This window comes from Spirosoma fluviale (assembly GCF_900230225.1).
Classification (GTDB): Bacteria; Bacteroidota; Bacteroidia; order Cytophagales; family Spirosomataceae; genus Spirosoma; species Spirosoma fluviale.
Window position 1 is genome coordinate 495006 of record NZ_OCNH01000002.1, and the last position, 26191, is coordinate 521196.

The following is a 26191-nucleotide window of genomic DNA, read 5'->3' on the forward strand; positions in this document are numbered from 1 at the left end:
TTACGGTCATCAGTACGTATCGGTCTCGTTTCCTCGCGTTGGCTGAAGTGCCTCCTTAAGTTTATCGAACCAGCTTTTCTTAGGCTCCGGTTCGGGTTGCTTAACACCCACCGGCGGTTTGCTTGTACTGCTTCCGGATGAATACGCTGGACGAGTTGGCCCCATAGGCTGATCCTCTTCCTTGTATGCCCGGTTAGGGTCGCTGATGAACGAGATTCGGTTATCAATGGTTTTGTACCCTGCCCATACCAGGCCAACGGCTGTTGCATACGCTGGGTCGCCAACGAGGTCGGCGCGACCATTGGGTTCTAAATGTTCGGGATAACCCACCCGAACTTCTTCGACGCCGGTTACCCGCCCAAAAATAAGCTCAACACCCGGAATGAGGGCTGAACCACCCGTCAAAACAATGCCGCCCAATAGTTTGCCATCGTACCCCGAGCGAATGATTTCAGCCTGTACAAGGGCCGCAATTTCACGGAGTCGATCTTCGATAATAACCGCTACATTTTTCAGGAGTACATCTTTCGGCTTACGATTGCTCAATCCCGGCACGGCTACTACCTCATTGAGGTTGTATTCGTTCGGGTTTGCGCTGCCAAATTTTTTCTTGAGTAATTCTGCCTGATTCGGAAGGATTTTGCAGCCTGCCTGAATATCCGAGGTCAGGCTGTTACCAGCCCAGGGGAAAACAGCCACATGACGCAGGACATTTCGGTAATAAATGGCCATTTCTGTAGTGCCTCCACCAATATCCACAAGGGCAACGCCCGCATATTTCTCTTCATCCGTCAGTACTGCCAGCCCCGATGCCAGTGCCGACAGCATCATTGTATCCTGAGCCAGATTGTTGCGCACGATACACTTACGAATATTGCGGGCAGCATTGGCTTGAGCTGTGATAAGTTGAAAATCAGCGCCCAGTTTTACGCCATTTCGGCCAACGGGTTGGTTAACACTGGTTTCGTTATCGACCACAAAATCCATTGGCAGCACGTGGATAATTTCCTTATCGGCTGGTATGGAGGTGCGGTACATATCATTGAGCAGGTGATCAATGTCTTCCGTTTGTACTTCATCGCCCGACGACGAGCGGGTAATACTACCACTCGACTTGATCGACGTGACATGGGAGCCACTGAAACTGACGTTCACCAGGTGAATGTTCAGATTCGATTGGTTCGATGCGTCAGATACAGCACGCCTGATGGCATTCACTGTATTGTTGACATTAACGACAGAACCTTTCGCTACACCATCGGTCAAATTCGTTTCGCCCACACCCAGCACTTCGAGTGTTTCCTGATCTTTATTATTCCGAATTAATCGGCCGGCTACGGCGCAAACTTTGGTACTGCCAATGTCCAGACCAACTACTATTTTCTCGTCCATGCCCGTTGATGTCATTCGCAAACTATTTGATTTCGATACTGAACGCTCACCCGGTTGTAGCGATTCCAGCCTTTGGCCGGTAAAACGTCCGTATACACTAACTTTAACTTCTTAAACTTTGCATCCAGTTCTGTAGGCGGACCAAACTCGATCCGATGACTACCCAGTTGTGGCCACATCGTTACTTCACCTCGCTCGTCTACCGATATTTCGGTGATTTGTGCCCGCCAAAACGGATCATCGTGTACGCGCTTTAACAATTCCAACAGTGGTTGGTTTCGTTTGTTCACTAACGAACGGTTGTGAGCGAAAAAACTCCCCGTCAAAACCGGTACCCGCGCCGAGTAATTCATCGAAATCGGAAAAAAATGGCCCTCTTCGCTTACGTACTGTCCCGATACACTCCTAATTCCATCGCCAATGGGCATTAGCCGCGCCAGAGGGTGAGGTTGCTCTATGTTGACGAGTAAATCACCATTTAAGTCACGGGAAACCTGACAACTTTTTATTAAACCGTGTTGCCGTAGCCTCACTTCCAACCGTCGGAGGTCAACCGCATCGTAATGTTCCCCGACTACAGGGTCCGCTCCTTCGTTGGTAAGATAGCCAATTACATCCCGACGAGTCAGAAAACGATGACCATCAACCTCATCCAGTCTGACAACAACCGATTTAACGCGTTTTTGTCCATGCCGAACTTCCGTAAAAGCAATAAGCCCAAACAGGGTAAAAATACCTCCTGCTGAGAGAAACCACTTTTTGGATGATTTAAAGGTAGAAAACATCTGTAAATAAGCTGGGTTGTTTTTTAGATATATTTATCTATTGGTCTTGTAGGAGGTTTTTTATTGTTTCTAACTGTTGATCGATATCCCCCGCACCGATGGTGACAAGTAATGTAGGCTTCATTTCCCGCAGAACGTTAACTAATTCGGCTTTGGTGCATTTTCTTTTCGTTTTCGAGTGTACGTTCCGAAAAATCAACTCAGAAGTGACGCCTTCCATCGGCAACTCACGCGCCGGGTAAATATCTAGTAAAATAACGTGATCCGCCAGGGAAAGGCTTTCGGCAAAACCATCGGCAAAGTCACGCGTGCGGCTGAACAAATGAGGCTGGAAAATAGCCGTCACTTCGCGGTCGGGATAAAGTGCTTTTACCGACGACAAAAAGGCCTCTACCTCTGCCGGATGGTGTGCGTAATCATCAATGAAGACGGTCGATTCGGTCTTTAAAATATACTCGAAACGACGGCGAACCCCCCGGTAACTTATCAGCGCCGATCGAATGGCCTCCGGCGATACGCCAACTTCCAGCGCCACCGCCCCCGCTGCCACTGCATTTTCTACATTGTGAAAACCGGGAACCAGTAACTCAATATCAGTAATGACACCACCCGGATAAACCAGATCAAAGACGAAGGTGGCATTCTCAATTCGTAGGTTCTGGCCGTAATAGTCGCCCTCTTTCAACGAATAAGGGCGAACAGTGGCCTGGGTCTTATCCGTCAATGAGAGCCCTTGCTTCATAAACAACACACCATCGGGCTCAATCTGGCTGACAAACTTGCCAAACGATTCGAGTACGGCGTCGTGCGCCCCGTAAATATCCAGGTGATCGGCATCCGTGGAGGTGACGATGGCGTATTTCGGAAAGAGCGTCAGGAAAGAACGGTCAAACTCATCCGCTTCAACCACGCAAACCACCGATTTGAGGTCGTCGGCGGGTTCGTTGAGCAGGAAGTTCGTGCCGTAATTATTAGTAATGCCGCCCAGGAAAGCCGCGCAGTTAACCCCCGAATCCCGCAGGATATGCGCAACCATCGACGAGGTCGTGGTTTTCCCATGCGTACCCGCTACGCCAATGGTTGTCATCTGGCCGGCCAACAATCCCAAAACCTGCGACCGTTTCTGAAGCGTAAAGCCCTGTTCGGTCAGGTACATGTATTCGGCATGTGTTTTTGGAACAGCGGGCGTGTAAATAACCAGCGTTTCAGTTGGGTTAGCTCGAAATTCGGCCGGAATCTGATCGACGTCTTCCGTAAAGTGAATGACCATCCCTTCCGACTCAAGCACATTCGTCAGGGCGGTGGGCGTTTTATCGTATCCGGCTACGGCGTAGCCGTTTACCTGAAACCAGCGGGCCAGAGCACTCATACCGATGCCGCCGATTCCGAGAAAATAAATGTATTTGAATTGATCTAGTGTCATTGTTGATTTTTGGCCGTAACAGGCTCCGGCTGTTACGGCCTTGTTAGTTTAATTACTTCATTGGCAATATCGCGGGCGGCATTGGGTTTGCCCAGCGTTTTTATCTGCTGACTTAACTGCTGCTGTTGAGCGGGGTTAGCCAGTAAATTCAGGGCCGCCGTAACCAGTTCTTCACGGGCGGTCCGGTCGTTGACGAGCAGGGCTGCGTTATGTTCTACCAGACTCATCGCATTTTTGGTCTGGTGATCTTCGGCCGCTGTGGGCAGGGGAACCAGAATTGCCGGACGACCTACTAAACACAACTCCGACACCGATAACGCCCCCGCCCGCGACACAACCGAGTCGGCAACGGCATAGGCTTTGTCCATGTCATAAATAAAGTCATATGCTTTGATGAGCGACGAGCCGGTTGCCGCCACGGCAGCTTTAGCCCGCTCGATGAAAGCTGGCCCTGTCTGCCAGATGACCTGAATGCCGGTGTCGACAAACCGTTGCAGTCCGCCTTCAATGCTTTCATTGATGGTACGAGCCCCCTGGCTGCCCCCAATAATCAGCAACGTTGGGTGATTTCCATCAAGACCAAATAATGTTCGCCCTGCCTCAACTTGCTGGCTGGCAAACTGGATATCACTACGAACGGGGTTTCCCGTCAGTTTAATCTTGTCGGCCGCAAAAAACGCGTCCATGCCGGGATAGGCTACACAAATACGCTTTGCCCACCGAGCCAAGACTTTATTGGTTAAGCCGGCATAGGAGTTCTGCTCCTGGATAAGCGTAGGTATACCTTTTAGGGAGGCCGCCAAAAGTAATGGTCCGCTGGCATAGCCACCTACCCCCACGGCAGCATCGGGTTTGAACTCGCGTACAATCTGTTGCGCTCGTAGTAAACTTCGACCCAGCTTAACTGGAAAGGCCAGATTTGACAGGGTCAGCTCCCGTTTGATTCCTACAACGGGTAAACCCACGATGGTATAACCAGCGCGGGGCACCTTTTCCATCTCCATCTTTCCCTCAGCGCCCACAAACAGAATTTCCGTTGTGGAGTCTATGGCCTTGAGTTCATTGGCAATGGCGATAGCGGGGTAAATATGCCCTCCCGTACCGCCACCGCTGATAATTATCTTCATTCAGATTATGGTTTAGAAGCTGGTTGAGTCAAATTTTACTCTCGTCGGCTTCGTCACGACTTACGCTTAATACAATGCCAATGGCTAAGCCAGTAAATATCAGCGATGTACCACCCATACTTAGTAACGGCAGCGGCTGACCGGTTACGGGAGCCAGACCAATGGCTACGCAAATACTGGCAAATGCCTGAAAAACAATGCTGAACGTTAAACCCGCCGATAACAGTCCTCCAAAAGGGCGGGTGGCCTTTTGGAGGGTTTTCATGCCTCGCCACAAAAACCAAAGATAGGCCAGTATAACCGGAATGCCACCCAGCAATAAACCGTACTCTTCGACGATGATGGCGTAGATAAAGTCGGAGAATGGGTTTGGTAGGGTATTCCGCTGGTGACTGTTGCCCGGCCCCTGTCCCGTCAGCCCCCCATTTGCCAGCGCGATGTACGACTGCTCGACCTGATAGAAGATGGTGTCTGAACTCATGAAGTTCTTCACCCGGTTGGAGGCTGTTCCAAAGCGTTGTCCGGCTGCTAAAGCTATGCCGCCAAATACTACACAAACGGCAATCATGTAGCCCAGATAGCGAACCGGCACCCGACCAATGTACATCAGCAAGAAGCAGGTGGCTCCCAACAGCAGTGCTGTTGAGGTATTGGACAGGATAATGAGCGAGCAAATGACACCAATCCAGAGAATCAGGTTGAACAGAACGATGGGGTCGCTCATGAAGCGCTGTCGTTTCGCCAGCATGGCCGCCAGGTTGGAAATGAGTGCCAGCTTGGCCAGATCGGAGGGTTGAAACGTCTGGTTGATAATGGGAATTGTTACCCAGCGTGAGGCATCGTTCAGGGTCGAGCCTTTAAAAAAGGCCCAAAGCAAGAGCGGAATGGAAAGCCACAAGCCAAATTTCGACAGCCGGGCGTAATACACGTAATTGATCTTATGGGCAAAATAGGTGCAGGCCAGCCCGATCAGCAGCAGGGAGCCGTGCTTGAGCAAGAAGATTTCGGTGTTCCCGTCGAGCTCACGAAAGGCCTTCGTGCCCGTCGCGCTGTACACGACCAGAACGCTCATAATGGACAGATAAAGGACAATCCACCAAATCTGGCGATCTCCTTTAAGGTGTGTACGAATCCAGTCGCGAAGGAACATGTCTTTTGATGTATGATGTATGATGTAGGATATATGGTGTAGGATGTATGATGTAGCTGGCCGCAAAAGCAATACATCCTACATCATACATCATACATCTTTCTTACGGCTGCTTTAAATTGATTGCCGCGGTCTTCGTAGTTTTTAAACAGGTCGAAGCTGGCGCAGGCAGGGGATAGCAGGACAACATCGCCGGGTTGCCCCAACTCAAGGCTTTTAGCAATGGCATCCGTTATATCCTGTGTTTCGTAAATCAATGGAATTTTGCTGCCGAAATAATCGACCAGTTTATGGTTATCGACACCGAGGCAAATCAGGGCTTTCACCTTTTGGCTCACCAGTTCGTCTAACTGGCTGTAATCATTGCCTTTGTCCTGACCACCAGCTATCCAGATTGTGGGCGCATCCATGCTGGACAGCGCGTAAAACACAGAATCGACGTTGGTGGCTTTCGAGTCGTTAATAAACTGTATCCCGTTGATCGTACCCGCAGGTTCGAGTCGGTGAGCGGCATTCTCAAACGTTTTTAAGCCAGCTTCAATGGCCTCACTGGTAGCCCCTAGAGACTGAGCCGCCAAGATAGCCGCGAGCATGTTGAGGGCGTTGTGAGGGCCACGCAATGGTGTTTCGCTCTGCGGGATGGAAAAAGAGTTCGTTTGAGTCTTCGCCGTTAACTGACCGTTGGCCAGGTATCCTCCCGGCGATGGAGTGGACTGGAGGGAAATCGGCAGCTTCTGCACATCAGGCTGACGCTTTTCCAATTCGTTCAAAATGGGCGCGCTTTCCGCGAAATAGACGAAATGGTCGGAAGGGCGGGCGTTCTGTAAAATACGGAACTTTGACGCTACGTAGTTCTGGAACTCGTAGTTGTAGCGGTCCAAATGGTCGGGCGTAATGTTCAGCAGCACCATTACATCGAGCTGCGTTTGGTACATGTCATCGAGCTGAAAACTGCTCAACTCCAGTACATAATAGTCGTAGGTATCGGCAATGACCTGTTCGGCAAAACTATCACCGATATTTCCAGCCAGGCCAACGTTAAACCCGGCGGTTTTAAGCAGGTGGTAGGTAAGCAGTGTGGTCGTCGTTTTGCCATTACTGCCAGTTATGCCAATAAGCCTGGCTTTTGTATACCGGGCCGCGAACTCAATTTCAGAAATAACGGGCGTACCCTGTGCAATGAGCTTTTGTACCAGCGGAACGGTTGATGGAATACCGGGGCTTTTAACGACTTCCGTAGCGGATAAAATCTCGTTTTCGCTGTGCTGGCCCTCTTCAAACGGGATACCGGCTGTTTGGAGTGTGGTTCGGTAACTTTCTTTGAGGGTGCCTCTATCGGACAGGAAAACGGTAAACCCTTTGGCCTGCGCCAGTAGGGCAGCACCTACGCCACTTTCACCCCCGCCAAGAATAACTATCTTTTCAACTGCCATAAGTAAACAATACAACTAGCAAAATAACGCATAAAAAAAGAGCCCCGACCATAGGTCAGGGCTCTTTGCGTAAATTTTTCGGGTAAAGGGCTACTCTTTAGGAGCCAAAGAGCTGGATAAGCGAGCACGGTTGGCCACTTTAACGATCATAAAAATGACCCAGGCAATAAGCAGGAATTGAATGAAGGTGTTTAAAAAGTTACCATATCGAATAGCGACTTCCGGAACCTCACCGACCGCTTCTTTCAAAACAATTTTTAATTGGCTGAAATCAGTGCCGCCCATTACCAACCCCAGTATTGGATTGATAATGTCTTCCACGAATGAGTTTACGATTTTACCAAAAGCAGCGCCAATGATGACACCAACGGCCAGGTCTACTACATTTCCCTGCGCAATGAACGTACGGAACTCACTTAACATAAGCGTAAATTAGTTTAGGGTAGAAAATGAATTTGGGCTGAGATTACGGGGTTGAGCAATATGTATATCTCCCTACTTCTTGCGGAAAGAACTCAGGTTATAGGAGAGGCCAATGGCCAGCGTTTGCTGAATCTGTAGTTCACTACTAAAATCTTTGTTATAGAGTGCAATCAGACCAAACGTGGTATTCAGGTACCGGCTTATTTTAGCCGTTAGAATAAGATCGAGCCGGTGATTGATATTGTCTAGCCGTGCATATTCCGTGAAAAGCTGATACCGGGCGTTTATCGATACGTTTTCGCTGAGGGGTTTAGTCAGAGCGGCTTGCAACTGAAAGGCCAGCCATTCGGTACGACTGCTTTTTCCGGGTTCAACGCCATACGCCTTTTGGCTGGGGTCTCTAACATACAGGCCTGTTGTGGCATCTTGCCGTACACGAACACTCTGGTCGGCCAGGAAGGTGAATCGGGGAGCTAACGGGCTAATCCGCAAGGCAAACCAGTCGTTGGGCTTGTAGGCTAAACCGGTAGAAAATGTCAGCTGAGCCGGGGCAAAAAAATTGGATACCTTCAGGCTGGTTTGATCGGTAGGGAGTTTATCGTAGCGATAACCGGCTGTGAAAAATGTATTGAAGGTTCCAGAGACAAACAAATCCCACTTAGGCGCTATCTTATGACCCAGTACCGAGATGATAATGATCTGATCGGCTGCTTTGCGGGTATTTCCTAACTGTGTCACGTACCCTAACTGAAGATCAGCGGTGTTGTCCCACGATGTTTTGCCTTTTTCGTAGAAAGCCCGGGCCGCTACGACGCCACCAACGGCAATGGAGTTGACCCCACCCCCTGACCAGTTACTGAACGAAGCCTGGTTAAAGTTAACTCCACCACTAAAGGAGCGCTGCCAATAGGAGGTGTCTGGTTTAACGGCTACCGTATCCTTGAAATTTGTTGTGACCCGGCTGGAATCTTGTGCTTTTGCCGACTGTATCCAGATCGTGGCGGTCAAACAAAGTAAAATTTGCTTCATTGATTGTATAAGTTGAATTTAAGCAGATTAGTGAAGGGTATTGGTCACTAGGTTACTGGTTATTGGTTGATAGTCAATAACTAATAACTCAATAACCATTAACCAGGTCCCGGTTTAATCGAATACCTCTACATTTTTAGACTGGAGCGTCTGGAGCGGTACAATGGTTGTTGTATCGCCGGTACGCAGTGTGATCGACAACGTATCAATTTTTACTATTTCTCCCTTCACATCGTCGATCTGAACCAGTTGCCCTTCCTTGTATTTGTTTTTCGTATAGAAGGACGACAGCACATTCGCCATTATGTCGCGCGAGGCAATGCCGTACCCGATGGCAAAGGCGAAAATGACCCCGCCTATGATGAGATTAAAACTCGATTCGAGTAGCTCTGTGTTGATACCTGCCTGACCCAGTGCGCTGATGATGGTGACAATCAGAAAAAAGACAAAAACAATCATACTCAGCAACCGACCGGCGGCAATATTGAACGACTGGCATAAGTTTACCACTGCTCCGCGCAACGTATCGGCCAGTAACACGCCCACCTGCAGCATGATGGCGGCAGCCAGGAGCTTGGGGATGAAGTTCACCAGCGAGGATACCATCTCGGTAATAGCCGCTACGCCCAAGGTCTCGGTCGCGGCCATAATAAACACCAGAAGAATGAAGTAATAAAGAACCTTAGCGATGATTTCGCTGAGCTTAATTTCGGTATTCAGCTGTTTAATGACGCTGATTTGATTAAGCCGGTCGCCAATTTTGTCGAACCCCACCCGGCCTAAAACCCGCTGAACAACAAAAGCTGCCAGTCGGGCAACGCCAATACCGATCAGGAGAATGACAAATGCGCCTATAATTCGTGGAACAAAGTCAATAAATTGGTCGATAAGTGTTTGAAAGGTGTTGCGTAAAATTTCAGCCAAATTTGGGAGCTTCTTCATTCTAGTGGATCGGATGTATCGTTGGTAGTCAGATGAGGTGGGTTTACCAGTACGGAAGCCAGGCTAAATAAATCGCCGATATAGATCTCTATAACCGTAATCGTATTTCGAATAAGGTCAATTTCAGTAACCAGTTCGTTTTGCAGATGAGGTGGGCAGATGCCATCCGGTTCAAGTTCTTTAAAGGGATTTGTTGTTTCCATAACGTGTTAGTAACGAAAGGGCCAGCGGATGTAGAGTGCCAGTTTAGCCGCTACCAGTAGCCAGAAGACAGCCCCTTCAAGGTAATATTTACGTAGTTTATCACGCGATCGCTTAAGCCGCATTTTCACGGCACTCTCTGTGATGCCCGCGAAGTTGGCAATCTCCCGGATGCTGATGTCATCCTGATACTTCATCAGAAGCATGGTTTGTTCTTCGGGCGGGAGCTGATGCAAAGCCTTTTCCAACTGCTGGGCTTCCATTTCTGCGATTTCGCCAAGTCCATCATCCATATCGGTCTCCAGCCGATCCCAACTATCATCTATGTATACTTCTTTTCGAAGATTATGGGCTCTCAACTGGTCTGTGCAATAATTGTATGTTATTGAGTACAGCCAGGTGGAGAACTTTGCCTGCTCGCGAAAGCTGCTGAGTTTAACGACTAATTTTAAAAAAACGTCGTGGGTCAGATCTTCTGCGCGAACCGGGTCTTTCGTGAATGACAGACATTTTCGGTACACCTTATTAGAATAGCGTTCATATAGACGCTCAAAATAGATGTTCCGCTGTGTTGTAATATACAGGCGAACCAACTCCTCATCAGAAATATGTTCCATTTTGTACAGTGGTGGTTAATGAGACATAAATCCGGGCTAAAAGTAACGCTGCCAACAGGCTTCCGGCTGCTGTATGGGGTAATAGAAGGTTACGTTGAGGTGATTTTTGAGCCAGTTGGTTACGAGCCGATTTGCCAAAAAAAAATACCCGGCTTCTCAGCCGGGTATTTTTAACTAAAATATATTCGTTGCAATTAGCCGATAGCTACCCGCTTGAACGCCGATACCGTCAGGCCTTTGCTGGTTTTTTCCAGTAATTGGCTAATCGTTAAAGAAGTATCTTTCACAAATTCCTGGTTCAACAACGTGTTGTCTTTGTAGAATTTGTTCAGTTTACCCATCGCGATTTTTTCGAGCATCGCTTCGGGCTTGCCTTCCTGGCGAGCCTGCTCTTTCCCGATTTCGATTTCGCGCTGAACAATGGTTGCGTCAACACCATCTTTATCGAGTGCCACCGGTTTCATAGCAGCAATCTGCATGGCGATGTCTTTACCCACCTCGGTTACGTCGGTACCGTTAGTGTTGTTCAGACCTACCAGTACGCCCAATTTGCCATTCGAGTGAATGTAGGATACAACTTTATCGGCTGATACCGTTTCAAACGAAGCTACGTCGAGTTTTTCACCGATTTTACCCATCAGGTCCGTAATGTGTTCCTGAAGAGCCCGGCCGTCCGCTTGTGGCGTAGCCAGTAAAGTTGCTTTGTCCGTAGCGTCTGAAGTAACAGCGGTGCTCATGATGGCCATTGCCAGATTCTGGAAATCAGCAACTTTCGATACAGGCTCCGTTTCACAGGCCAGAGCGATTACTTTACCCGTTGTGCCATCCGGGCTAACGTGTGCCAGTACAATACCTTCGGCAGTTGCGTTATCAGCCCGTTTGTCGGCTATTTTCTGACCCTGCTTGCGCAGGATCTCTTTTGCTTTTTCAAAATCGCCATCGGCTTCGGTGAGGGCTTTTTTACAGTCCATCATGCCAGCTCCAGTCTCTTGCCGAAGTTTGTTTACGTCAGCAGCGGTAATTGCCATAGTAATAGGTGATTATCGATTTAAATTGCCAAAAAATGTTTGGTACTCAATAAGTTGTATCCTGAAATGGAATAGCCCATAGCGGCTGGCTACGGGCTATTTCTACGAAGTTATAAAGTTGATAAGTTACAAGATTAGTTGGTCATCCAGGATAGAAGGACTCTACAGCCTGTCAAACGCAATAAGGTAATAACTTACTAACTATATTAGGCTTCCTGCTCGTCTTCAGCAACAGCGGCTGGGGCAGAAGCGGCTTCCGGCATCGACTCGCCTTCGGCTTTGGCCTGGGCAAGATCTTCAGAACGCTTGGCTTCTTCTTCTTCCTGAACACGCTGATCGTCTTTATCCTGTTTCCGCTCCATCAGACCTTCTTCGATGGCCTTACCGATGGCGAGCGTAATCAGCGAAATCGACTTATAGGCATCATCATTGGCCGGGATAGCGAAGTCTACCTCTTCGGGGTTCGAGTTCGTATCGCACATGGCAAATACGGGGATACCCAGACGGTGAGCTTCAGCAACGGCAATGTGCTCACGCTTTACGTCAACAACGAACAGAGCAGCTGGCAGGCGAGTCAGGTCGGCAATACCGCCTAATACGCGCTCCAGTTTTTCTTTATCGCGGCTGCGGGTCAAACGCTCACGCTTGGCAATACTCTTGACGGTCTCCTCGTCTTTCAGCATTTTGTCCAGCGTTTGCATTTTCTTCAGCGATTTCCGGATCGTAGCGAAGTTCGTTAACATACCGCCCTGCCAGCGATCGGTAACGTACGGCATTTTCAGGCGACGCGCTTCTTCCGAAACGATTTCCTGAGCCTGCTTCTTCGTAGCGACGAACATCACTTTCCGGCCCGAGCGTACAATCCCTTTGATGGCATTGCAGGCTTCGTCCAGTGCCGCAACCGTTTTGTTTAAGTCAATAATGTGGATGCCGTTTTTCTCCATGAAGATATACGGAGCCATCCGGGGGTCCCACTTACGCGTAAGGTGGCCAAAGTGCACACCAGCGTCGAGGAGGTCTTTATATTCAATTTGTGCCATTTCAGACTTTGAAAATGAATGTTGTTAAAAAATACGCAGCACCACCCGTCGGCATCATCTAAGGGTAGTCTGGACTTTAGATTGAATGAATAATGATTAATGCAAAATGTACAATGAAAACACGTTCATTATCCATTTTTCATTGTGCATTATACACTGATTATTAACGTTTCGAGAACTGGAACCGACGACGAGCTTTCCGACGACCGTATTTTTTCCGTTCTACCATACGCGAATCCCGTGTCAGGAATCCTTCTTTTTTCAGGGCCGGACGGAACTCAGCGTTCATCTCGACCAGTGCCCGGGCAATAGCCATACGCGTAGCTTCGGCTTGTCCAGCCACACCACCACCGCGAACGTTCACTTTTACGTCGTAGCCACCAACACCGTTAACGGTTGCAAAGGGTTGGTTCAGAATGATTTGCAGTACTTCGGTAGGAAAATATTGTTTGTAATCTTTTCCGTTCACCGAGATGGCTCCGCTGCCCGCCGACATGTAGATGCGGGAGATGGCAGTTTTACGGCGGCCAATGGTATTAATACGATCCATTATGACTTAAAATTTAACTGCGGTTGGTTGCTGAGCCTCGTGCGGGTGTTGACCACCGGCGTAAACGTACAGGTTGGTATACAACCGCCGACCGAGCCGGTTTTTCGGCAACATACCTTTTACGGCGTGCTCGATGATGCGCTCTGGGTGCTTCTCAAGCAGCAACCGGGGCGATGCGAACCGTTGACCGCCGGGGTAACCCGTATGGCGGACGTAGACTTTATCGGTCATCTTGGCACCGGTCAGGCGAACCTTATCGGCATTGATGACAATCACGTTGTCTCCGCAGTCAACGTGTGGCGTGAAGTTGGTTTTGTGTTTGCCGCGAATCAGACGTGCGATGTTGCTGGCCAGCCGACCAAGCACCTCACCCTGAGCGTCAACCACAATCCATTCCTTCTGCACCGTTTCTTTGTTGGCAGAGATGGTTTTGTAACTGAGCGTATTCACTATTAAGGAGACTAATTGTTTGATTTATAAACACTTACCTGCGTAAAAAACAGGCCCGTCCTGAAACGGGAGTGCAAATATAGGAGATAGTAGGCTGAAAAACAAGGGGATAATGAGAAATCATACCTACCGCAACTTCAGCGTAGCCAAGGCCAGCACCGCCAGGATAATACCAACGATCCAGAAGCGGGTTACCAGCTTGGCTTCGTGGTAACCTTTCTTCTGAAAATGGTGGTGCAGGGGCGACATCAGAAAGATTCGCCTGCCCTCCCCGTACTTTCGTTTGGTGTACTTAAAGTAGCTGACCTGCATAATTACCGAGACCAGCTCGACCAGAAAAATACCGCAGATGATCGGAATCATCAGTTCCTTTCGAATGGCCAGAAACAGTACGGCAATGACTCCGCCTAGCATCAAACTGCCCGTATCGCCCATGAATACCTGCGCCGGGTACGAATTGTACCAGAGAAATCCGACGCAGGCTCCCACAAAAGCTGCACAGAAAATCACCAGCTCTCCGGCGTTGGGGATGTACATGATGTTCAGGTACTGCGAGAAAACCTTGTTACCTGATAAGTAAGCCAGTACCCCAATGGTGAGTCCGATAATGACAGATGTTCCGGCTGCCAGTCCGTCGATACCATCGGTAATGTTGGCCCCGTTGGAAACGGCGGTTATGATGAAAATGCAGATCAGCACATACACAATCCAGGTATAACTGTCTGGCAAAAAGCCGAAGAGCAGTGAACTGTAATCGAATTCGTTGTTCTTGACGAAAGGAACCGTAGTAAGCGTCGATTTTATATCGGTATACACGTCAGGCACATTCGATGTGCTAAACAAACGGGGGGCGTACTTCCTGATTTTTACGTAGTCGTTGAAAGACAGTGTCAGCCCAACAATCAGACCCAGGCCAACCTGGCCAACTACTTTAAATTTGCCTTCCAGTCCCTCTTTGTTCTTCTTGAATACTTTGATGTAATCGTCCAGAAAACCAATCATGCCCGTCCAGACGGTAGATACCAGGGCCAGTACAACGTATACGTTCGTTAGTTTGGCAAAGAGCAGCGCCGGAATCAGCAGGGAGGCCAGAATAATAAAGCCGCCCATAGTGGGGGTTCCTCGTTTCTGCATTTGCCCTTCCAGCCCTAAATCACGGATCGACTCGCCAATCTGAAGATTACGCAGGGTGTCGATAATGCGTCGGCCAAAAATGGCTGCGATGAGTAATGACGTGATTACGGCACCCAACGCCCGGAAGGAAATGTACTGAAAAACCCCCGCGCCGGGAAAGTTGTAGCGTTCGTCAAGAAACTGGAAGAGGTAATAGAGCATAATAGCGAATGATAGAATGAGTGAATGATAGAATGAGTGAATAAATCAGGGCAGTTATTCACTCATTCTATCATTCACTCATTCAAAATTGTATATGGTTCAAAGTTACTGATTTCAACGGTTTGCGAAAGCGTCACGCAGGACGACCCTATCGTCGAAGTCGTATTTGATTCCTTTTATCTCCTGATAGGTCTCGTGTCCTTTGCCCGCTACCAGAATTATGTCGTGTGGCCGGGCGAGTTCAACGGCTTTGCGGATGGCTTCGTGCCGGTCTTCGATGGTGATCGTTTTTTTGAAATCAACCGGCGAAACACCCGCCTGCATCTGTTCCAGAATGTCCATCGGGTCCTCGTTCCGGGGGTTATCGGAGGTCAGAATAACCCGGTTGCTCAGTCGGCAGGCTATATCGGCCATAATAGGGCGTTTAGACGTGTCGCGGTTGCCGCCACAGCCCACAATCGTAATGATTTGGGGCATGTAATCCTGCTCATCCGTATTGCGGAGTTCGTTGATGGTTTCCAGTACGTTTTGCAGCGCATCGGGCGTGTGGGCATAGTCGACAATTCCCACAATCTTATCGTCGGAAACTACCTGCTCGAACCGGCCGGGTGGGGGCGTAATGCCCGACAGCATCGTCAGGGTTTCGGTTGGGTCTTCGCCCAGCAGAATAGCTGTACCGTACACGCTCAGAAGGTTATAGGCGTTGAAGCGGCCTATGAGTTTGAACCACACCTCGCGCTCGTCGATGAGCATGTTCAGACCAAACAGGCTGTCGGCCAGGAGTTTTCCTTTAAAAGAGGCCAGCGTCTGGAGCGAGTAGGTTTCCTTACGGGCGGCTGTATTCTGAAGCATCACCAGCCCTCGTTTGTCGTCGACATTCGTCAGGGCAAAGGCCGATGCCGGGAGCTGATCGAAGAATCCCTTTTTTGCCCGAATATAGTTATCGAACGTACCGTGGAAGTCGAGGTGGTCGTGAGTGATGTTCGTAAAAATGCCGCCCACGAACGTTAATCCCGCAATCCGTTCCTGCACCACTGCGTGCGAACTGACCTCCATGAACACGTGCGTACAGCCGTGCGCCAGCATTTTGGTCAGCAACTGATTGGTCGTAATCACGTCGGGCGTGGTGTGAGTGGCGGGAATCACGTCATCGTCGATCTGATTCTGAACGGTCGACAGTAATCCGCAGCGGTAACCCAGAGCGCGGAACAATCGAAAGAGCAAAGTGGCTACCGATGTCTTGCCGTTGGTGCCCGTTACACCAACGAGTTTGAGCTTTTTGGAAGGCTGCTCGTAGAAGTTAGCCGCCACCAGCCCCATTGTCCGGGCCGAATTCAGGACCCGGATATAGGCTACGGCGGGGTTGGTTTCGGTCGGAATTTCTTCGCACAGAATGGCGGTCGCCCCCTGCCGAATGGCCGTTTCGATGTACGAATGGCCGTCCGTAAGGGTGCCGCGAACGGCGATGAACAGGCTACCCGGACCCGCTTTGCGCGAGTCCATCGTCAGGCTTGTAACATCGGTATTCATGCTGCCGGAAGTAGCCAGCAGCGGAATTTTATAGAAAAGATCTTTTAGTTGCATCCGTAAGCGCAGTGAACATAGCGTTCGATTGTCGGCTGCAAAAAAAAGGATTAGGGGCGGCTTTCGCTAATTATACGGAAGAAGTTTGTCGTTTACAGTAAATCAATTACGCCCCGTCGCTGCAGTAGCTCCTGTAAGCTAAAATGGCAATCAGGAGCAAACTCGACAACAGATTCCCAGGTAGTTACCCGCCAGTCCTGGCCTGCTTTGGCAATCAGAATTTTGCGAGGGCCTTCAGTGGTTACCCAGATTACAGTACCAACACCAAAGTCGAGCATCGTCTGAGTTTTATGAAAAATATAGTCTTCCGGGTTGCTGTAGTCGGTCAAATCAATGTCGATCTTAACATCAACTTCAACTACATACTCGGGAGGTGTTGAGAAGTATTTTTTTGTAAATCGTTCAATCTGACTAAGCTGGAAAATGGCAATATCATTCGCTACGTTTGAGTTATGAGCGAGGTGTAAACCTGGTTCACTAATAAAGGTTATGTATTTTTCCTGTAGTAGCTTACTGAGTTCACCATAAATCATAGAAACCAACAAGGCTTGCAACGAACTACTACCTATAATTTCTTTTATCGTTTTGGCACCCGTCAGTACGTCATGATAGCCTTTCCGGTACAGAAATTTACCGTCCAGTTCCTCGTAACGCAGAGCAGCAGGTATATCAGCAGTTACCGTTGTCATTGCGTGCTGGTTTTTTGCTCAATCTACAAAAGTTTGAGATGAATCTCAACCCAAAGGTTACCCCAGCGTGAGCGTAATGACTTTGCCCGGCGCTTTTTCAATTCCGGTTCCCGGTTCAACGGACTGCTCTTTTACTTTGCCACGTCCTTCGACCATAACCCGAAAGCCCCGGTTTTCGAGTAGGTAAAGTGCATCGCGGAGGGTCAGACCGCGTACATTGGGAACACGGTCACTGCGGGTAGGGCGGGCTTTCCAGCTTCCACGTGGTGTGGCTTCCACCCAGCCTTCGGTCGAAGGTTCGTTTCGCATATTCAGCGTGGACCCAATAACGTGTAGATCATCTGCATAACCGGCCACTACATCCGTTGTCGATTCAGGGCGGGAAGCCTTGACCCGTATGGGTGCGTGCATCTGGTAATCATAGGCCACGATGCGGTCGGCTACCGCCTTGAACACGGGAGCCGCTACGGCACCGGCATACAGCATATCAATATTGTCGCCCTCGGGGTTGTCAACAACCGTAATCATGCTGTACTTAGGGTTGTTGGCCGGGAAATACCCGATAAACGACGTGTAATAGCGACCGACCTGGTATTTGCCGTTGATCACTTTCTGGGCGGTTCCGGTTTTCCCCGCAATCGCATAGAACGGGTTATTGATGTGTTTGGCCGTTCCGTGCTCCACTACCCCCCGCAGCAACTCCTGGGCTTTACGGGCGGTTTCTTTCGAACAGATAGGTTCCGGGGCTACATACGGTTTATTGTCTTCAATAAGCTCGTCGGCCAGTTTGATCTGCTTCACGAGTACCGGGCGTACCCATCGTCCGCCATTGGCGACGGCGTTATAAAAGGCCAGCATCTGGAGGGGCGTGATCTGCATTTCGTACCCGTATGACATGGATGTCAGCGATACTTTGCTCCAGCCCTTCATGTCGGGATTGCGCACCACGGGAATGGCTTCGCCTTTCATGTGAATGCCCGTTGGCTGAGTCAGGTGAAATTTGCGCAGGTACTGGCAGTACAGGTCGGGACGCCTATAGAAATAACTGCGCATCAGCATGTGGATACCCACATTGGACGATTTCTCGAAAACCTGCCGGGCCGTAATTGTTCCTTTGCCCGTTCGGCTGGCGTCGCGAATATCAATTCCGTTATAACGGGTCGAGCCATCGCCCGTTGCCACAAGTTGATTGAGCGATATGGCTTTTTCTTCCATCAGGGCCATCATGGTGGCCAGCTTGAAGGTCGAACCGGGGTCGGTGCGGCCGGCCAGGGCGTGGTTGAAGTTCTCGACGTACCGGTTTGGGCCTGTGGGACTGCTAACGCGGGAGAGGTTGGCCATCGCGCGAATTTCGCCGGTGGCTACTTCCATCACGACGACGCACCCTTTAGCAGCATTGTATTTTTCGAGCGTCGAACGCAGCGCCGACTCGGCCATGTCCTGGTAGTTGACATCAATGGTCGTATACAGATCCATGCCCGGCTCCGGCTTCATCTCGGGGCCATCATCGACGGGTTTACGCACCCCGCCCGACAGCACCTCAACCAGACCAACGGCGTTTTTACCCGCCAGTGCGGGCTGGAAACTTGCTTCGAGACCAATGAGTCCCCGGCCGGTCTTTGCGTCCAGGTTCCCAATCGTTCGTTCGGCCATCTGGCCATAGGGGTGATAGCGTTCGTAGTAGGGGCGAAGCACACCGCCCCGGGCGGCCACTTTGGGCGATGACCGGAAAAAGGGCCAGGTAAGCATTTTCTGCCGCTCCTGAAACGTCACCCGGCGTCGGTTGAGCAACACATACCGGCGTTTCCGTTTGCGGGCATCAACAATCATATCCGTATAATCCTGCCGCGAGCGATCCCGGTAAAGCTGAGAGAGCAGCAGCCCGAGCGAGTCTACTTTCCTGTTAAAATACTCTGGTTTGGCCATAGTGGGGTCCAAACCAACGACATAGGTGGGCAGCGAGGTCGCCAGCAGGTAACCGTCGTGGGCGTAAATATTTCCCCGCATGGCCCGGATGGTGTCCCGCTGGATGAGCGTTGCCGCTACGCGCTCCCGCCAGAATCGACCTTTTAGATCTTTCTTGAAATACTGCACCGACACAAGCCGAACCACGACGCAGACTGCCAGGAAGATGACAACGTAAAAGACGTGATTAGCCCGCTGAATGATGTCCTGCTTAATGTTCATCGGTCTTGACAACGATTTTATGAGGTGGGGTTTGGCTATCGGCGAGGCCCAAAGCCGCTACCCGTTTGCTGATTTCGGATTGTTTGCCGCTTTTGTTGAAGTCGGCCTGAAGAACGGTAAACTGCGACCGAAGTTCATCGACCTGTGCTTTGGCCCGCTGTGTCCGCCGGACCAGTCGTTCGGCGTTGTGATTCAGTCCAATGTACAGGATGAGGAGAAACGTAACCCAAAGAATGCGGTCGATGTGCTGAATGGGCCAGGCATTATCTTCGCCAAACAGACGATCCAGGCCAATAAAGTCGTTGAGCCAGGACGCCAGCCGAAGCTTACGGCGTTGTTTGTTCTGTTTGGCTATACGCTCGGGTTGCCGGAAGGTATTTTTAGCCATGATGGGTTAGGCGATGATCGTTCTACAAAGAAACAAAATCCTCGTCACGGGTTTTGCCCGATAGCTGCTAATTTTCGAAAAACCGAGTTTGTCTCATTCTTTCCAGCGCCATTCGTTGGCAATCTGCAAAGGGGTGCGCAATCCCTGCGCCGTCAGATAATCGCGGGTTTGGTTGTCGGTCTGGCGCTGGGTCGGAATGGCATCGGCATCGGCGAGGGCATACAGCAGCATAGTCGAATAACGGACGGTGTTTTTCAACTGACCGGCATCCACCAGGTTCATGCGGTCGCAGTTGGCGTGGTAGCAGTCAAGCACCTCGCGGGCGAGGTGACCATTCATACCCGCCACCGGAACACCTTCCAGCATAAACGGCTGATGGTCTGAGTGGAGACCGGCCTGATTCTCCATCTGGTTGGCAAAAGCCGGTTCAACTTCTTTCATCGTCTCGCCAACCATGTTCAGGAAAGGAACCATGTCGCTGCGGCCAAAGGCATTCAGGCCGGATGGGTCGTTGGTCATGTCGAGGTTTACCATGTACCGAACCTTGTCCAATTCGCCCGCTTTTCTGAGCTTGTCGACCATAGCTTTTGACCCCAGCAATCCCTGTTCTTCGCCCATAAAGAGAACAAACTCGATGGTTCGTTTGGGTTTCAGCTTCAGGGCTTTGAACGTGCGGGCAATGTCCATGACGGCAAATGAGCCAATGCCATTGTCGATAGCGCCGGTGGCCAGATCCCAGGAATCCAGGTGGCCACCCACAATGATTTTTTCGTCGGGAAACTGGGAGCCTTTCAGCGTGGCAACCACATTGCGAGCTTTTATTTTTCGGCTCGTATTGGTCATGTTGATCTGGGCGTAGAGTTTTTCGTGCTCGTCCTGCATCCAGGCCCGCAATGCCTGACCACTTTCCAGTGAAATACATACCGACGGAATGGGGATTAACTTACCCGTTACCGAAGCCGTACCCGTGAGCAGCACATTGCCCGGCACGAGGTTGACCATAATGACGCCTTTAGCCCCGTATTGAATGGCCAGCGCCGTTTTTTCGGAGCGGTGGAGATTGCGGGCGCCTTTGGTAGGCGCGGCCAAACCGATGTTGACGAGGGCTACTTTGCCTTTCAGCTTGTCTTTGAACGCTGCAAAATCACCTTCCAGACCGTTCCCCACGTCCACGATTTCGCCGTTTACGTGGGCTTCAACGGGCGAGTGAGCCAGTGCTACCACCGGCACATCCCGGAAATTGTCGCTTTTATGGGGGACAATGGCGAGTGTAACCGTGTCACGCATCCAGGCTTCTACTTCGAATGGCTCGAAGCGAACGTCTTTATAGCCATAAGACGACAGTAAATTGAAGGCATAGGTTTCGGCATGAGCACCGTTTGGGCTGCCCGTCAGGCGGTGTCCTACCCGTTGCGATGCGTCGGCAAGTGTTTCGTAAGCGCGGCTGTGGGCACTTACCTCGTTATTGATACGGGCAAATGCCTTTCGAAAAGAAAGTTTGTCGGGGTAAAAAGCAGTTAACGTACCGGCTGTACCGATACAGAACAGCACGAGCCGAAAACGAGGCACGTAAAATGTGCGGGCCATGAGAAAATGGATGGTAGAATTCTTGGATAAAGATACGAAAATAACTGCTGATTTCAGGCGCTGAATGATTAGACGCAAACGGCTGGCAAAGCGTTCGCCTAAATTGGCCACGTATTGAATTATTTATTTAAAGTATCGTCTTTTGTGATTTATTTATCAATAAAGTTCAATTTTCCGCTCTCAGAACCGGGGGCTGATTTCGTTAACTGGCGGGCTGATGCTTCATTGGTTTTAACTGAACCGTCAGCCTGTTGGCCAGCCAGTCGGGATCAATGCCAACAACCCCTAAAACACGATCCCAACTGCGCTCAAAACAGTGAGCTGCGTCGGGAAAAGAAGTCGATACTTCGAGCGCATGGGTGTAAAAAGATAAGGGCCGTTGATGCAAAATGTTTCGATGAACGGCAAATTGAGCGCCCAGGACGAATGTATACAGGTCTGGTCCATCGGTGTTGAACAAAGCGCGGTGGAAACCCCGCAGATCGAGGCCGCGCCCATCCTCGTTTTTGCTCCAGGGTCGGAAAAGCCGATTCCCCTGATCATCATCGGTATCGATCAGGTGCCCCAACCATTGAAATCCGGTCGGGCTAAAGGTAGTGGTCGGTTCATTCACAAAACGGAGCAACGTCTTCTTAAAATCAAAGGCATGGTCGAAGGGTTTTCCCTGGCAGAAAACCGTCCACTCGGCCAGTGAATCGTATCGGCTTACAATATGGTGCAAATACGTGTGCGCTTCCCGACCGACGTTAGGCAGGGGAATGGCGGGCTGCTCGGTTACAGGTTCAAAACCTTTGGTATACACCGTTTTTTGTATGCCAGCGGGGACATTTCGCAACCAGTTCAGGTTTTCGGTATAATGAGCAACAACGAGTTCGGGCATTTCATTTTAAACGCAAAGGCGCAGGGGAAAGCGCAAAGGTCGCGAAGAATTAAATGACCTCTTTACCACCTTTGCGCTTTCCCCCGCGTCTTTTCGTTTAGATAACCATTAATTTTACGAATATTCTTCTGAAACAAACTGAATCAATGTCCTCTTATGAAACGGACTTGTCAACTGTTCATTTTTTCTTTCACGCTCTACAGCATGACCCAGGCACAACCGATAACCCCGCCCAAAGCGGCTATCAAACCCAAAGAATTAATTACCAACGGTCATAAACGGATCGACAAGTACTACTACCTAAACGAACGCGAAAACCCGGAGGTGATCAAGTATCTGACCGAAGAAAATGCGTATGTCGATCAGGTGCTGGCTCCCGTGAAAGACCTTCAGACCAAGTTGTTTGAGGAGATGAAAGGGCGCATCAAGCAGCAGGACGAATCGGTGCCCTACAAAGAAGGTAACTATTACTATTACACCCGGTACATTACCGGGGGCGAATACCCGATCTACTGCCGTAAAAAAGGCTCGCTGCAAGGTGCCGAGGAGATCATGTTTGATGGCAATACCATGGCAAAAGGCCATAACTACTACCAACTCGGTGGTTTTGAAGTATCAGACAATGACGAACTGGCCATTTTTGCCGAAGATACCGTCAGCCGTCGGCTCTATACCCTCCGGGTGAAAAACCTGAAAACGGGCAAGCTCTACACCGAAGCCATCCCCAACACAGAAGGAGGCAGCTTTGCGTGGGCAACGGATAATAAGACGCTGTTCTACATCAAAAAAGACCCTCAGACCTTACTTGGCTATCAGGTCTACCGGCACGCACTGGGTGCCGATCCGAAGACCGATGTGCTGGTTTATGAGGAGAAAGACAACCAGTTTTACATGGGGCTGGGCCGGTCGAAATCAAAGAAATACATCACCATCGGCTCCGACCACAACGGCGTTGCCACCGAATACCGGTTACTGGAAGCCAGCAAACCACTGGGCGAGTTCGTTACCTTTCTGCCGCGCCAGAAAGGACATGAGTACGACATCGTACATTACAAAGACAAATTCTACGTTCGCACGAACTGGAAAGCCGAGAACTTCCGCCTGATGGAAGTACCGGATAATTACCCCACCTCCGACTCTTCCCCTAAAACAAAGGTAGGAGTGTCAATGACCGATCGTGCTGCCTGGAAAGAGGTGATTCCCCATCGGTCGGATGTGTACCTGGAGAACATGGACATCTTTGCCAATCACCTCGTACTGGGCGAACGCAAAGCCGGGCTGACCAACATCCGGGTTATCAATCAAATAACAAAGGCCGACGAGTACTTGGACTTCGGCGAACCGGCTTACGTAGCGGGCATCGGCTACAATCCAGATTTCAATACCAATGTGCTGCGGTATGGCTACTCATCGCTGACAACACCTGGCTCTACCTTCGACTACAACATGGATACGAAGGCGAAAACACTCATGAAGCAACAGGAAGTGCTGGGCGGATTCGATAAAAACGACTACGTATCGGAGCGGTTTTTTGCCACCGCCCGCGATGGCGTGAAGGTGCCCGTTTCGCTGGTGTACCGCAAGGGCACGAAGAAAGATGGCTCGGCACCGCTGCTTCAGTATTCCTATGGTTCGTACGGTTATTCCACCGATCCCGGCTTTAGCTCGACCCGCCTGAGCCTGCTCGACCGGGGCTTTATCTTCGCCATTGCCCACATTCGGGGCGGGCAGGAAATGGGGCGGCACTGGTACGAAGACGGTAAGATGCTCAAGAAGAAAAACACCTTCAATGACTTCGTCGACGTGTCGGAACACCTCGTTAAAAACAAATACACCAGTCCGGATAAGCTTTTCGCCATGGGCGGCAGTGCGGGCGGGTTGCTGATGGGTGCTGTAATTAACCAGGCTCCGCAACTGTACCGGGGCGTTGTGGCGGCCGTGCCCTTTGTGGATGTGGTAACGACTATGCTCGACGAAAGCATTCCGCTCACCACGGGTGAGTTCGAAGAGTGGGGCAACCCGAAAAACAAAGAGTATTACGACTACATGCTGTCATACTCGCCCTACGACAACGTAGAGAAGAAAGCATATCCAAATTTACTGGTCACTACGGGCTTGCATGATTCGCAGGTGCAGTACTGGGAGCCTGCCAAATGGGTGGCTAAACTTCGGGAAATGAAGACGGACAAAAATCAACTCCTGTTGCATACGAATATGGAAGCGGGTCACGGCGGTGCCTCGGGCCGGTTCCAGGCGTTGAAAGAAATCGCACTGGAGTACGCGTTTATGCTGAATTTAGTTGGGGAGCGGCAGTAAGTTTCGTATGGGCCAATCTCCAGATTGGCCCTATCAGTAACAAAAGCGGGCCAATCTGGAGATTGGCCCATACCGTGAGTGCACGCACGTATAATGACTTCCCTTTCTCACTACTACACCTCATTTCTGGCCATTTCCGCTCTTGCTCTACTCATTGGCAGTTGCCAGTCAGGGCAAGAAAACGACCCGCTCATTGCGGAGGGGAAACGACTGGCGGAGCAACATTGCGGCAGTTGCCACCTCGTGCCCGCGCCTGAGTTGCTGGATAAAGAGAGCTGGACGAAGCACGTGTTGCCCGCAATGGCGTCAAATCTGGGGCTGGAAGTGTATCCGGATGGACTATATTATGCCGGTCCGAAAGCCGCTATTTCGTTCGATAACTGGCAGAAACTGATAGCCTATTACCAGACGCTGGCACCGGAAACGCTTAAGCCTGCCAATAAGCCGGAACCCATTGTGGATAACTGGGCTATGTTTTCGCTCGAAAAGCCACAGCCGGATACGACGAAAACGGCCATGACGACGCTGGTGGTAATGGATACAATCGGTCACCAGCTTTACACCAGCGATGCCCTCCGGAGTGACGTCACCCGCTGGAACGAACACCTCAAACCAACCTTGTTTCGGCAGTTTAACTCGGCGGCTGTCGATGCGCAGTTTTTTCGCGACAACACCGGAAAGGAGCGGAGCCTGTTCACAACGCTGGGCACGATGCAGGCGGCCGATATTGCCAGGGGAGAACTGGTTTCACTGTCCATGAGTGGAACGAGCGGAATGGATTCATCGACGGTCGCAAAGCAACTGCCCCGTCCGCTGAAGTCATTGCCTGTTGATGTGAATAAAGATGGGCTGGCGGACTGGGTCGTTTGTGGGTTCGGGCACACAACGGGCGGTCTGTACTGGATGAAACAGCAGCCGAACCATCAATTTGCCAAACAACCGATCAAAGAAGTCCCCGGCGCGAGTCAGGCCGTCGCGGGTGATTTTAACAGCGATGGCTGGCCGGATTTGATGGTTTTATTCGCCCACGCTGACGAAGGAATCTGGTTGTTTCTGAATGATAAAAAGGGTGGGTTTACGGAGAGAAATCTGCTCCGGTTTCCGTCGGTGTACGGCTCCACGAGTTTCCAACTGGTCGATTTTAACAACGATGGGCGGCTGGATATTCTGTACACCTGTGGCGACAACAGCGACTATTCCAAAGTACTAAAGCCCTACCACGGGCTGTATATTTACCTGAACCAGGGCAACTTTGCCTACAAGCAGGCCTATTTTTATCCCATCAACGGCTGCACCAAAGCCATCGCCACCGACTTCGACAAAGACGGCGATCTGGACATTGTCACCATCGCGTTCTTCGCTGATTTCAAAAGCAATTCCGCTGAAGAATTCCTGTTTTTCGAGCAGCAGAAACCCCTGCAATTCCACCCCCATGCCGTACCCGTCAGTGCCTATGGTCGCTGGATCTGCATGGATGTGAACGACATTGACCACGACGGCGATTCGGATATTGTGCTGGGCAATTTCGCAAAAACGTTTATCATTCAGGAAGGGCTAAAACCCACCTGGGATATGCACCTGCCGTTTGTTGTGCTGAAGAACAAGACGCGGTAATAGAAATGAAGAAAACGGTCG

General features: G+C 50.3%; 24 protein-coding genes. 2 read left to right on the forward strand and 22 right to left on the reverse strand.

The genetic code is table 11. The annotated features are described in order from the left end of the window. Positions 1-9: 9 nt before the first annotated feature. The 22 genes from ftsA to CRO74_RS12945 all read right to left on the reverse strand — a co-directional run bounded on the left by ftsA (position 10) and on the right by CRO74_RS12945 (position 22240). Positions 10-1407, reverse strand: coding sequence for a cell division protein FtsA (ftsA, locus tag CRO74_RS12835; RefSeq protein ID WP_179830187.1), 1398 nt, complete (start codon positions 1405-1407; stop codon positions 10-12). Next, on the reverse strand, positions 1404-2177 hold the full coding sequence (locus CRO74_RS12840; RefSeq protein ID WP_097126451.1) for a cell division protein FtsQ/DivIB: 774 nt from the start codon (positions 2175-2177) through the stop codon (positions 1404-1406). The genes ftsA and CRO74_RS12840 overlap by 4 nt, the downstream gene beginning before the upstream one ends. Positions 2178-2214: 37 nt before the next feature. Continuing rightward, a complete protein-coding gene (gene murC / locus CRO74_RS12845) occupies positions 2215-3600 on the reverse strand; it encodes a UDP-N-acetylmuramate--L-alanine ligase (protein ID WP_097126452.1) in 1386 nt (461 codons plus the stop codon). Between the two features lie 32 nt (positions 3601-3632). Beyond that, positions 3633-4727, reverse strand: coding sequence for an undecaprenyldiphospho-muramoylpentapeptide beta-N-acetylglucosaminyltransferase (gene murG / locus CRO74_RS12850; protein WP_097126453.1), 1095 nt, complete (start codon positions 4725-4727; stop codon positions 3633-3635). A 28-nt stretch (positions 4728-4755) separates the two neighbouring features. Beyond that, positions 4756-5877 (reverse strand): FtsW/RodA/SpoVE family cell cycle protein, encoded by a 1122-nt coding sequence (locus CRO74_RS12855; protein ID WP_097126454.1) that lies wholly within the window; start codon positions 5875-5877, stop codon positions 4756-4758. 83 nt (positions 5878-5960) lie between these two features. After that, entirely contained in the window at positions 5961-7310 is a 1350-nt protein-coding gene (gene murD, locus CRO74_RS12860) for a UDP-N-acetylmuramoyl-L-alanine--D-glutamate ligase (protein WP_097126455.1), read from the reverse strand. Between the two features lie 90 nt (positions 7311-7400). Further along, positions 7401-7733, reverse strand: a complete 333-nt coding sequence (gene mscL, locus CRO74_RS12865; RefSeq protein WP_097126456.1) for a large-conductance mechanosensitive channel protein MscL — start codon at positions 7731-7733, stop codon at positions 7401-7403. Positions 7734-7805: 72 nt separating this feature from the next. After that, positions 7806-8762: a DUF3078 domain-containing protein gene (locus CRO74_RS12870; protein WP_097126457.1), complete on the reverse strand. Its 957-nt coding sequence runs from the start codon at positions 8760-8762 to the stop codon at positions 7806-7808. 114 nt (positions 8763-8876) lie between these two features. Next, a complete protein-coding gene (locus CRO74_RS12875; protein ID WP_097126458.1) occupies positions 8877-9704 on the reverse strand; it encodes a mechanosensitive ion channel family protein in 828 nt (275 codons plus the stop codon). Continuing rightward, a complete protein-coding gene (locus CRO74_RS12880) occupies positions 9701-9907 on the reverse strand; it encodes a hypothetical protein (RefSeq protein WP_097126459.1) in 207 nt (68 codons plus the stop codon). The genes CRO74_RS12875 and CRO74_RS12880 overlap by 4 nt, the downstream gene beginning before the upstream one ends. Positions 9908-9913: 6 nt before the next feature. Next, a complete protein-coding gene (locus CRO74_RS12885) occupies positions 9914-10522 on the reverse strand; it encodes an RNA polymerase sigma factor (protein WP_097126460.1) in 609 nt (202 codons plus the stop codon). Between the two features lie 194 nt (positions 10523-10716). Further along, the gene (gene tsf / locus CRO74_RS12895) at positions 10717-11550 is read right to left on the reverse strand and encodes a translation elongation factor Ts (protein WP_097126462.1); all 834 of its coding nucleotides are present in this window, start codon (positions 11548-11550) and stop codon (positions 10717-10719) included. A gap of 206 nt (positions 11551-11756) precedes the next feature. After that, complete coding sequence (gene rpsB, locus CRO74_RS12900; RefSeq protein ID WP_097126463.1) at positions 11757-12590, reverse strand: 30S ribosomal protein S2; 834 nt, start codon at positions 12588-12590, stop codon at positions 11757-11759. Positions 12591-12753: 163 nt separating this feature from the next. Next, positions 12754-13140, reverse strand: a complete 387-nt coding sequence (rpsI, locus tag CRO74_RS12905) for a 30S ribosomal protein S9 (RefSeq protein WP_012929223.1) — start codon at positions 13138-13140, stop codon at positions 12754-12756. 6 nt (positions 13141-13146) lie between these two features. Further along, positions 13147-13590, reverse strand: coding sequence for a 50S ribosomal protein L13 (gene rplM / locus CRO74_RS12910; RefSeq protein WP_097126464.1), 444 nt, complete (start codon positions 13588-13590; stop codon positions 13147-13149). A gap of 126 nt (positions 13591-13716) precedes the next feature. After that, the gene (gene mraY / locus CRO74_RS12915) at positions 13717-14925 is read right to left on the reverse strand and encodes a phospho-N-acetylmuramoyl-pentapeptide-transferase (protein WP_097126465.1); all 1209 of its coding nucleotides are present in this window, start codon (positions 14923-14925) and stop codon (positions 13717-13719) included. 114 nt (positions 14926-15039) lie between these two features. Beyond that, positions 15040-16509 (reverse strand): UDP-N-acetylmuramoyl-L-alanyl-D-glutamate--2,6-diaminopimelate ligase, encoded by a 1470-nt coding sequence (locus CRO74_RS12920; protein WP_097126466.1) that lies wholly within the window; start codon positions 16507-16509, stop codon positions 15040-15042. Positions 16510-16601: 92 nt separating this feature from the next. Further along, positions 16602-17198: a hypothetical protein gene (locus CRO74_RS12925; RefSeq protein ID WP_097126467.1), complete on the reverse strand. Its 597-nt coding sequence runs from the start codon at positions 17196-17198 to the stop codon at positions 16602-16604. A gap of 57 nt (positions 17199-17255) precedes the next feature. Continuing rightward, complete coding sequence (locus CRO74_RS12930) at positions 17256-19385, reverse strand: PASTA domain-containing penicillin-binding protein (RefSeq protein WP_097126468.1); 2130 nt, start codon at positions 19383-19385, stop codon at positions 17256-17258. Next, complete coding sequence (locus CRO74_RS12935) at positions 19375-19773, reverse strand: FtsL-like putative cell division protein (RefSeq protein WP_097126469.1); 399 nt, start codon at positions 19771-19773, stop codon at positions 19375-19377. Before CRO74_RS12935 ends, CRO74_RS12930 begins: the two co-directional genes overlap by 11 nt. 93 nt (positions 19774-19866) lie before the next feature. Beyond that, positions 19867-21360: a M20/M25/M40 family metallo-hydrolase gene (locus tag CRO74_RS12940; RefSeq protein WP_097127095.1), complete on the reverse strand. Its 1494-nt coding sequence runs from the start codon at positions 21358-21360 to the stop codon at positions 19867-19869. A 202-nt stretch (positions 21361-21562) separates the two neighbouring features. Then, positions 21563-22240 carry a DUF3431 domain-containing protein gene (locus CRO74_RS12945; RefSeq protein WP_097126470.1) on the reverse strand — a complete coding sequence of 226 codons (678 nt, stop codon included), beginning with the start codon at positions 22238-22240 and terminating at the stop codon, positions 21563-21565. Positions 22241-22396: 156 nt separating this feature from the next. Here CRO74_RS12945 and CRO74_RS12950 point away from each other — a divergent pair, with 156 nt between their 5' ends. Together CRO74_RS12950 and CRO74_RS12955 are read left to right on the forward strand one after the other, a co-directional pair. Further along, positions 22397-24556 (forward strand): S9 family peptidase, encoded by a 2160-nt coding sequence (locus tag CRO74_RS12950; protein ID WP_097126471.1) that lies wholly within the window; start codon positions 22397-22399, stop codon positions 24554-24556. Between the two features lie 93 nt (positions 24557-24649). Next, a complete protein-coding gene (locus CRO74_RS12955) occupies positions 24650-26170 on the forward strand; it encodes an FG-GAP repeat domain-containing protein (protein ID WP_097126472.1) in 1521 nt (506 codons plus the stop codon). The last annotated feature ends 21 nt before the right edge of the window (positions 26171-26191 follow it).

Coding starts and splice junctions, on each gene's coding strand:
- CRO74_RS12875 (WP_097126458.1), bottom strand. CDS start 9,704: ATGAAGAAGCTCCCAAATTTGGCTGAAATTTTACGCAACACCTTTCAA.
- CRO74_RS12945 (WP_097126470.1), bottom strand. CDS start 22,240: ATGCCCGAACTCGTTGTTGCTCATTATACCGAAAACCTGAACTGGTTG.
- CRO74_RS12940 (WP_097127095.1), bottom strand. CDS start 21,360: ATGGCCCGCACATTTTACGTGCCTCGTTTTCGGCTCGTGCTGTTCTGT.
- rpsI (WP_012929223.1), bottom strand. CDS start 13,140: ATGGATCGTATTAATACCATTGGCCGCCGTAAAACTGCCATCTCCCGC.
- CRO74_RS12870 (WP_097126457.1), bottom strand. CDS start 8,762: ATGAAGCAAATTTTACTTTGTTTGACCGCCACGATCTGGATACAGTCG.
- ftsA (WP_179830187.1), bottom strand. CDS start 1,407: ATGACATCAACGGGCATGGACGAGAAAATAGTAGTTGGTCTGGACATT.
- CRO74_RS12935 (WP_097126469.1), bottom strand. CDS start 19,773: ATGGCTAAAAATACCTTCCGGCAACCCGAGCGTATAGCCAAACAGAAC.
- mraY (WP_097126465.1), bottom strand. CDS start 14,925: ATGCTCTATTACCTCTTCCAGTTTCTTGACGAACGCTACAACTTTCCC.
- CRO74_RS12840 (WP_097126451.1), bottom strand. CDS start 2,177: ATGTTTTCTACCTTTAAATCATCCAAAAAGTGGTTTCTCTCAGCAGGA.
- tsf (WP_097126462.1), bottom strand. CDS start 11,550: ATGGCAATTACCGCTGCTGACGTAAACAAACTTCGGCAAGAGACTGGA.
- CRO74_RS12930 (WP_097126468.1), bottom strand. CDS start 19,385: ATGAACATTAAGCAGGACATCATTCAGCGGGCTAATCACGTCTTTTAC.
- mscL (WP_097126456.1), bottom strand. CDS start 7,733: ATGTTAAGTGAGTTCCGTACGTTCATTGCGCAGGGAAATGTAGTAGAC.
- CRO74_RS12950 (WP_097126471.1), top strand. CDS start 22,397: ATGAAACGGACTTGTCAACTGTTCATTTTTTCTTTCACGCTCTACAGC.
- CRO74_RS12955 (WP_097126472.1), top strand. CDS start 24,650: ATGACTTCCCTTTCTCACTACTACACCTCATTTCTGGCCATTTCCGCT.
- CRO74_RS12885 (WP_097126460.1), bottom strand. CDS start 10,522: ATGGAACATATTTCTGATGAGGAGTTGGTTCGCCTGTATATTACAACA.
- CRO74_RS12880 (WP_097126459.1), bottom strand. CDS start 9,907: ATGGAAACAACAAATCCCTTTAAAGAACTTGAACCGGATGGCATCTGC.
- murG (WP_097126453.1), bottom strand. CDS start 4,727: ATGAAGATAATTATCAGCGGTGGCGGTACGGGAGGGCATATTTACCCC.
- rpsB (WP_097126463.1), bottom strand. CDS start 12,590: ATGGCACAAATTGAATATAAAGACCTCCTCGACGCTGGTGTGCACTTT.
- CRO74_RS12925 (WP_097126467.1), bottom strand. CDS start 17,198: ATGACAACGGTAACTGCTGATATACCTGCTGCTCTGCGTTACGAGGAA.
- murD (WP_097126455.1), bottom strand. CDS start 7,310: ATGGCAGTTGAAAAGATAGTTATTCTTGGCGGGGGTGAAAGTGGCGTA.
- CRO74_RS12855 (WP_097126454.1), bottom strand. CDS start 5,877: ATGTTCCTTCGCGACTGGATTCGTACACACCTTAAAGGAGATCGCCAG.
- CRO74_RS12920 (WP_097126466.1), bottom strand. CDS start 16,509: ATGCAACTAAAAGATCTTTTCTATAAAATTCCGCTGCTGGCTACTTCC.
- murC (WP_097126452.1), bottom strand. CDS start 3,600: ATGACACTAGATCAATTCAAATACATTTATTTTCTCGGAATCGGCGGC.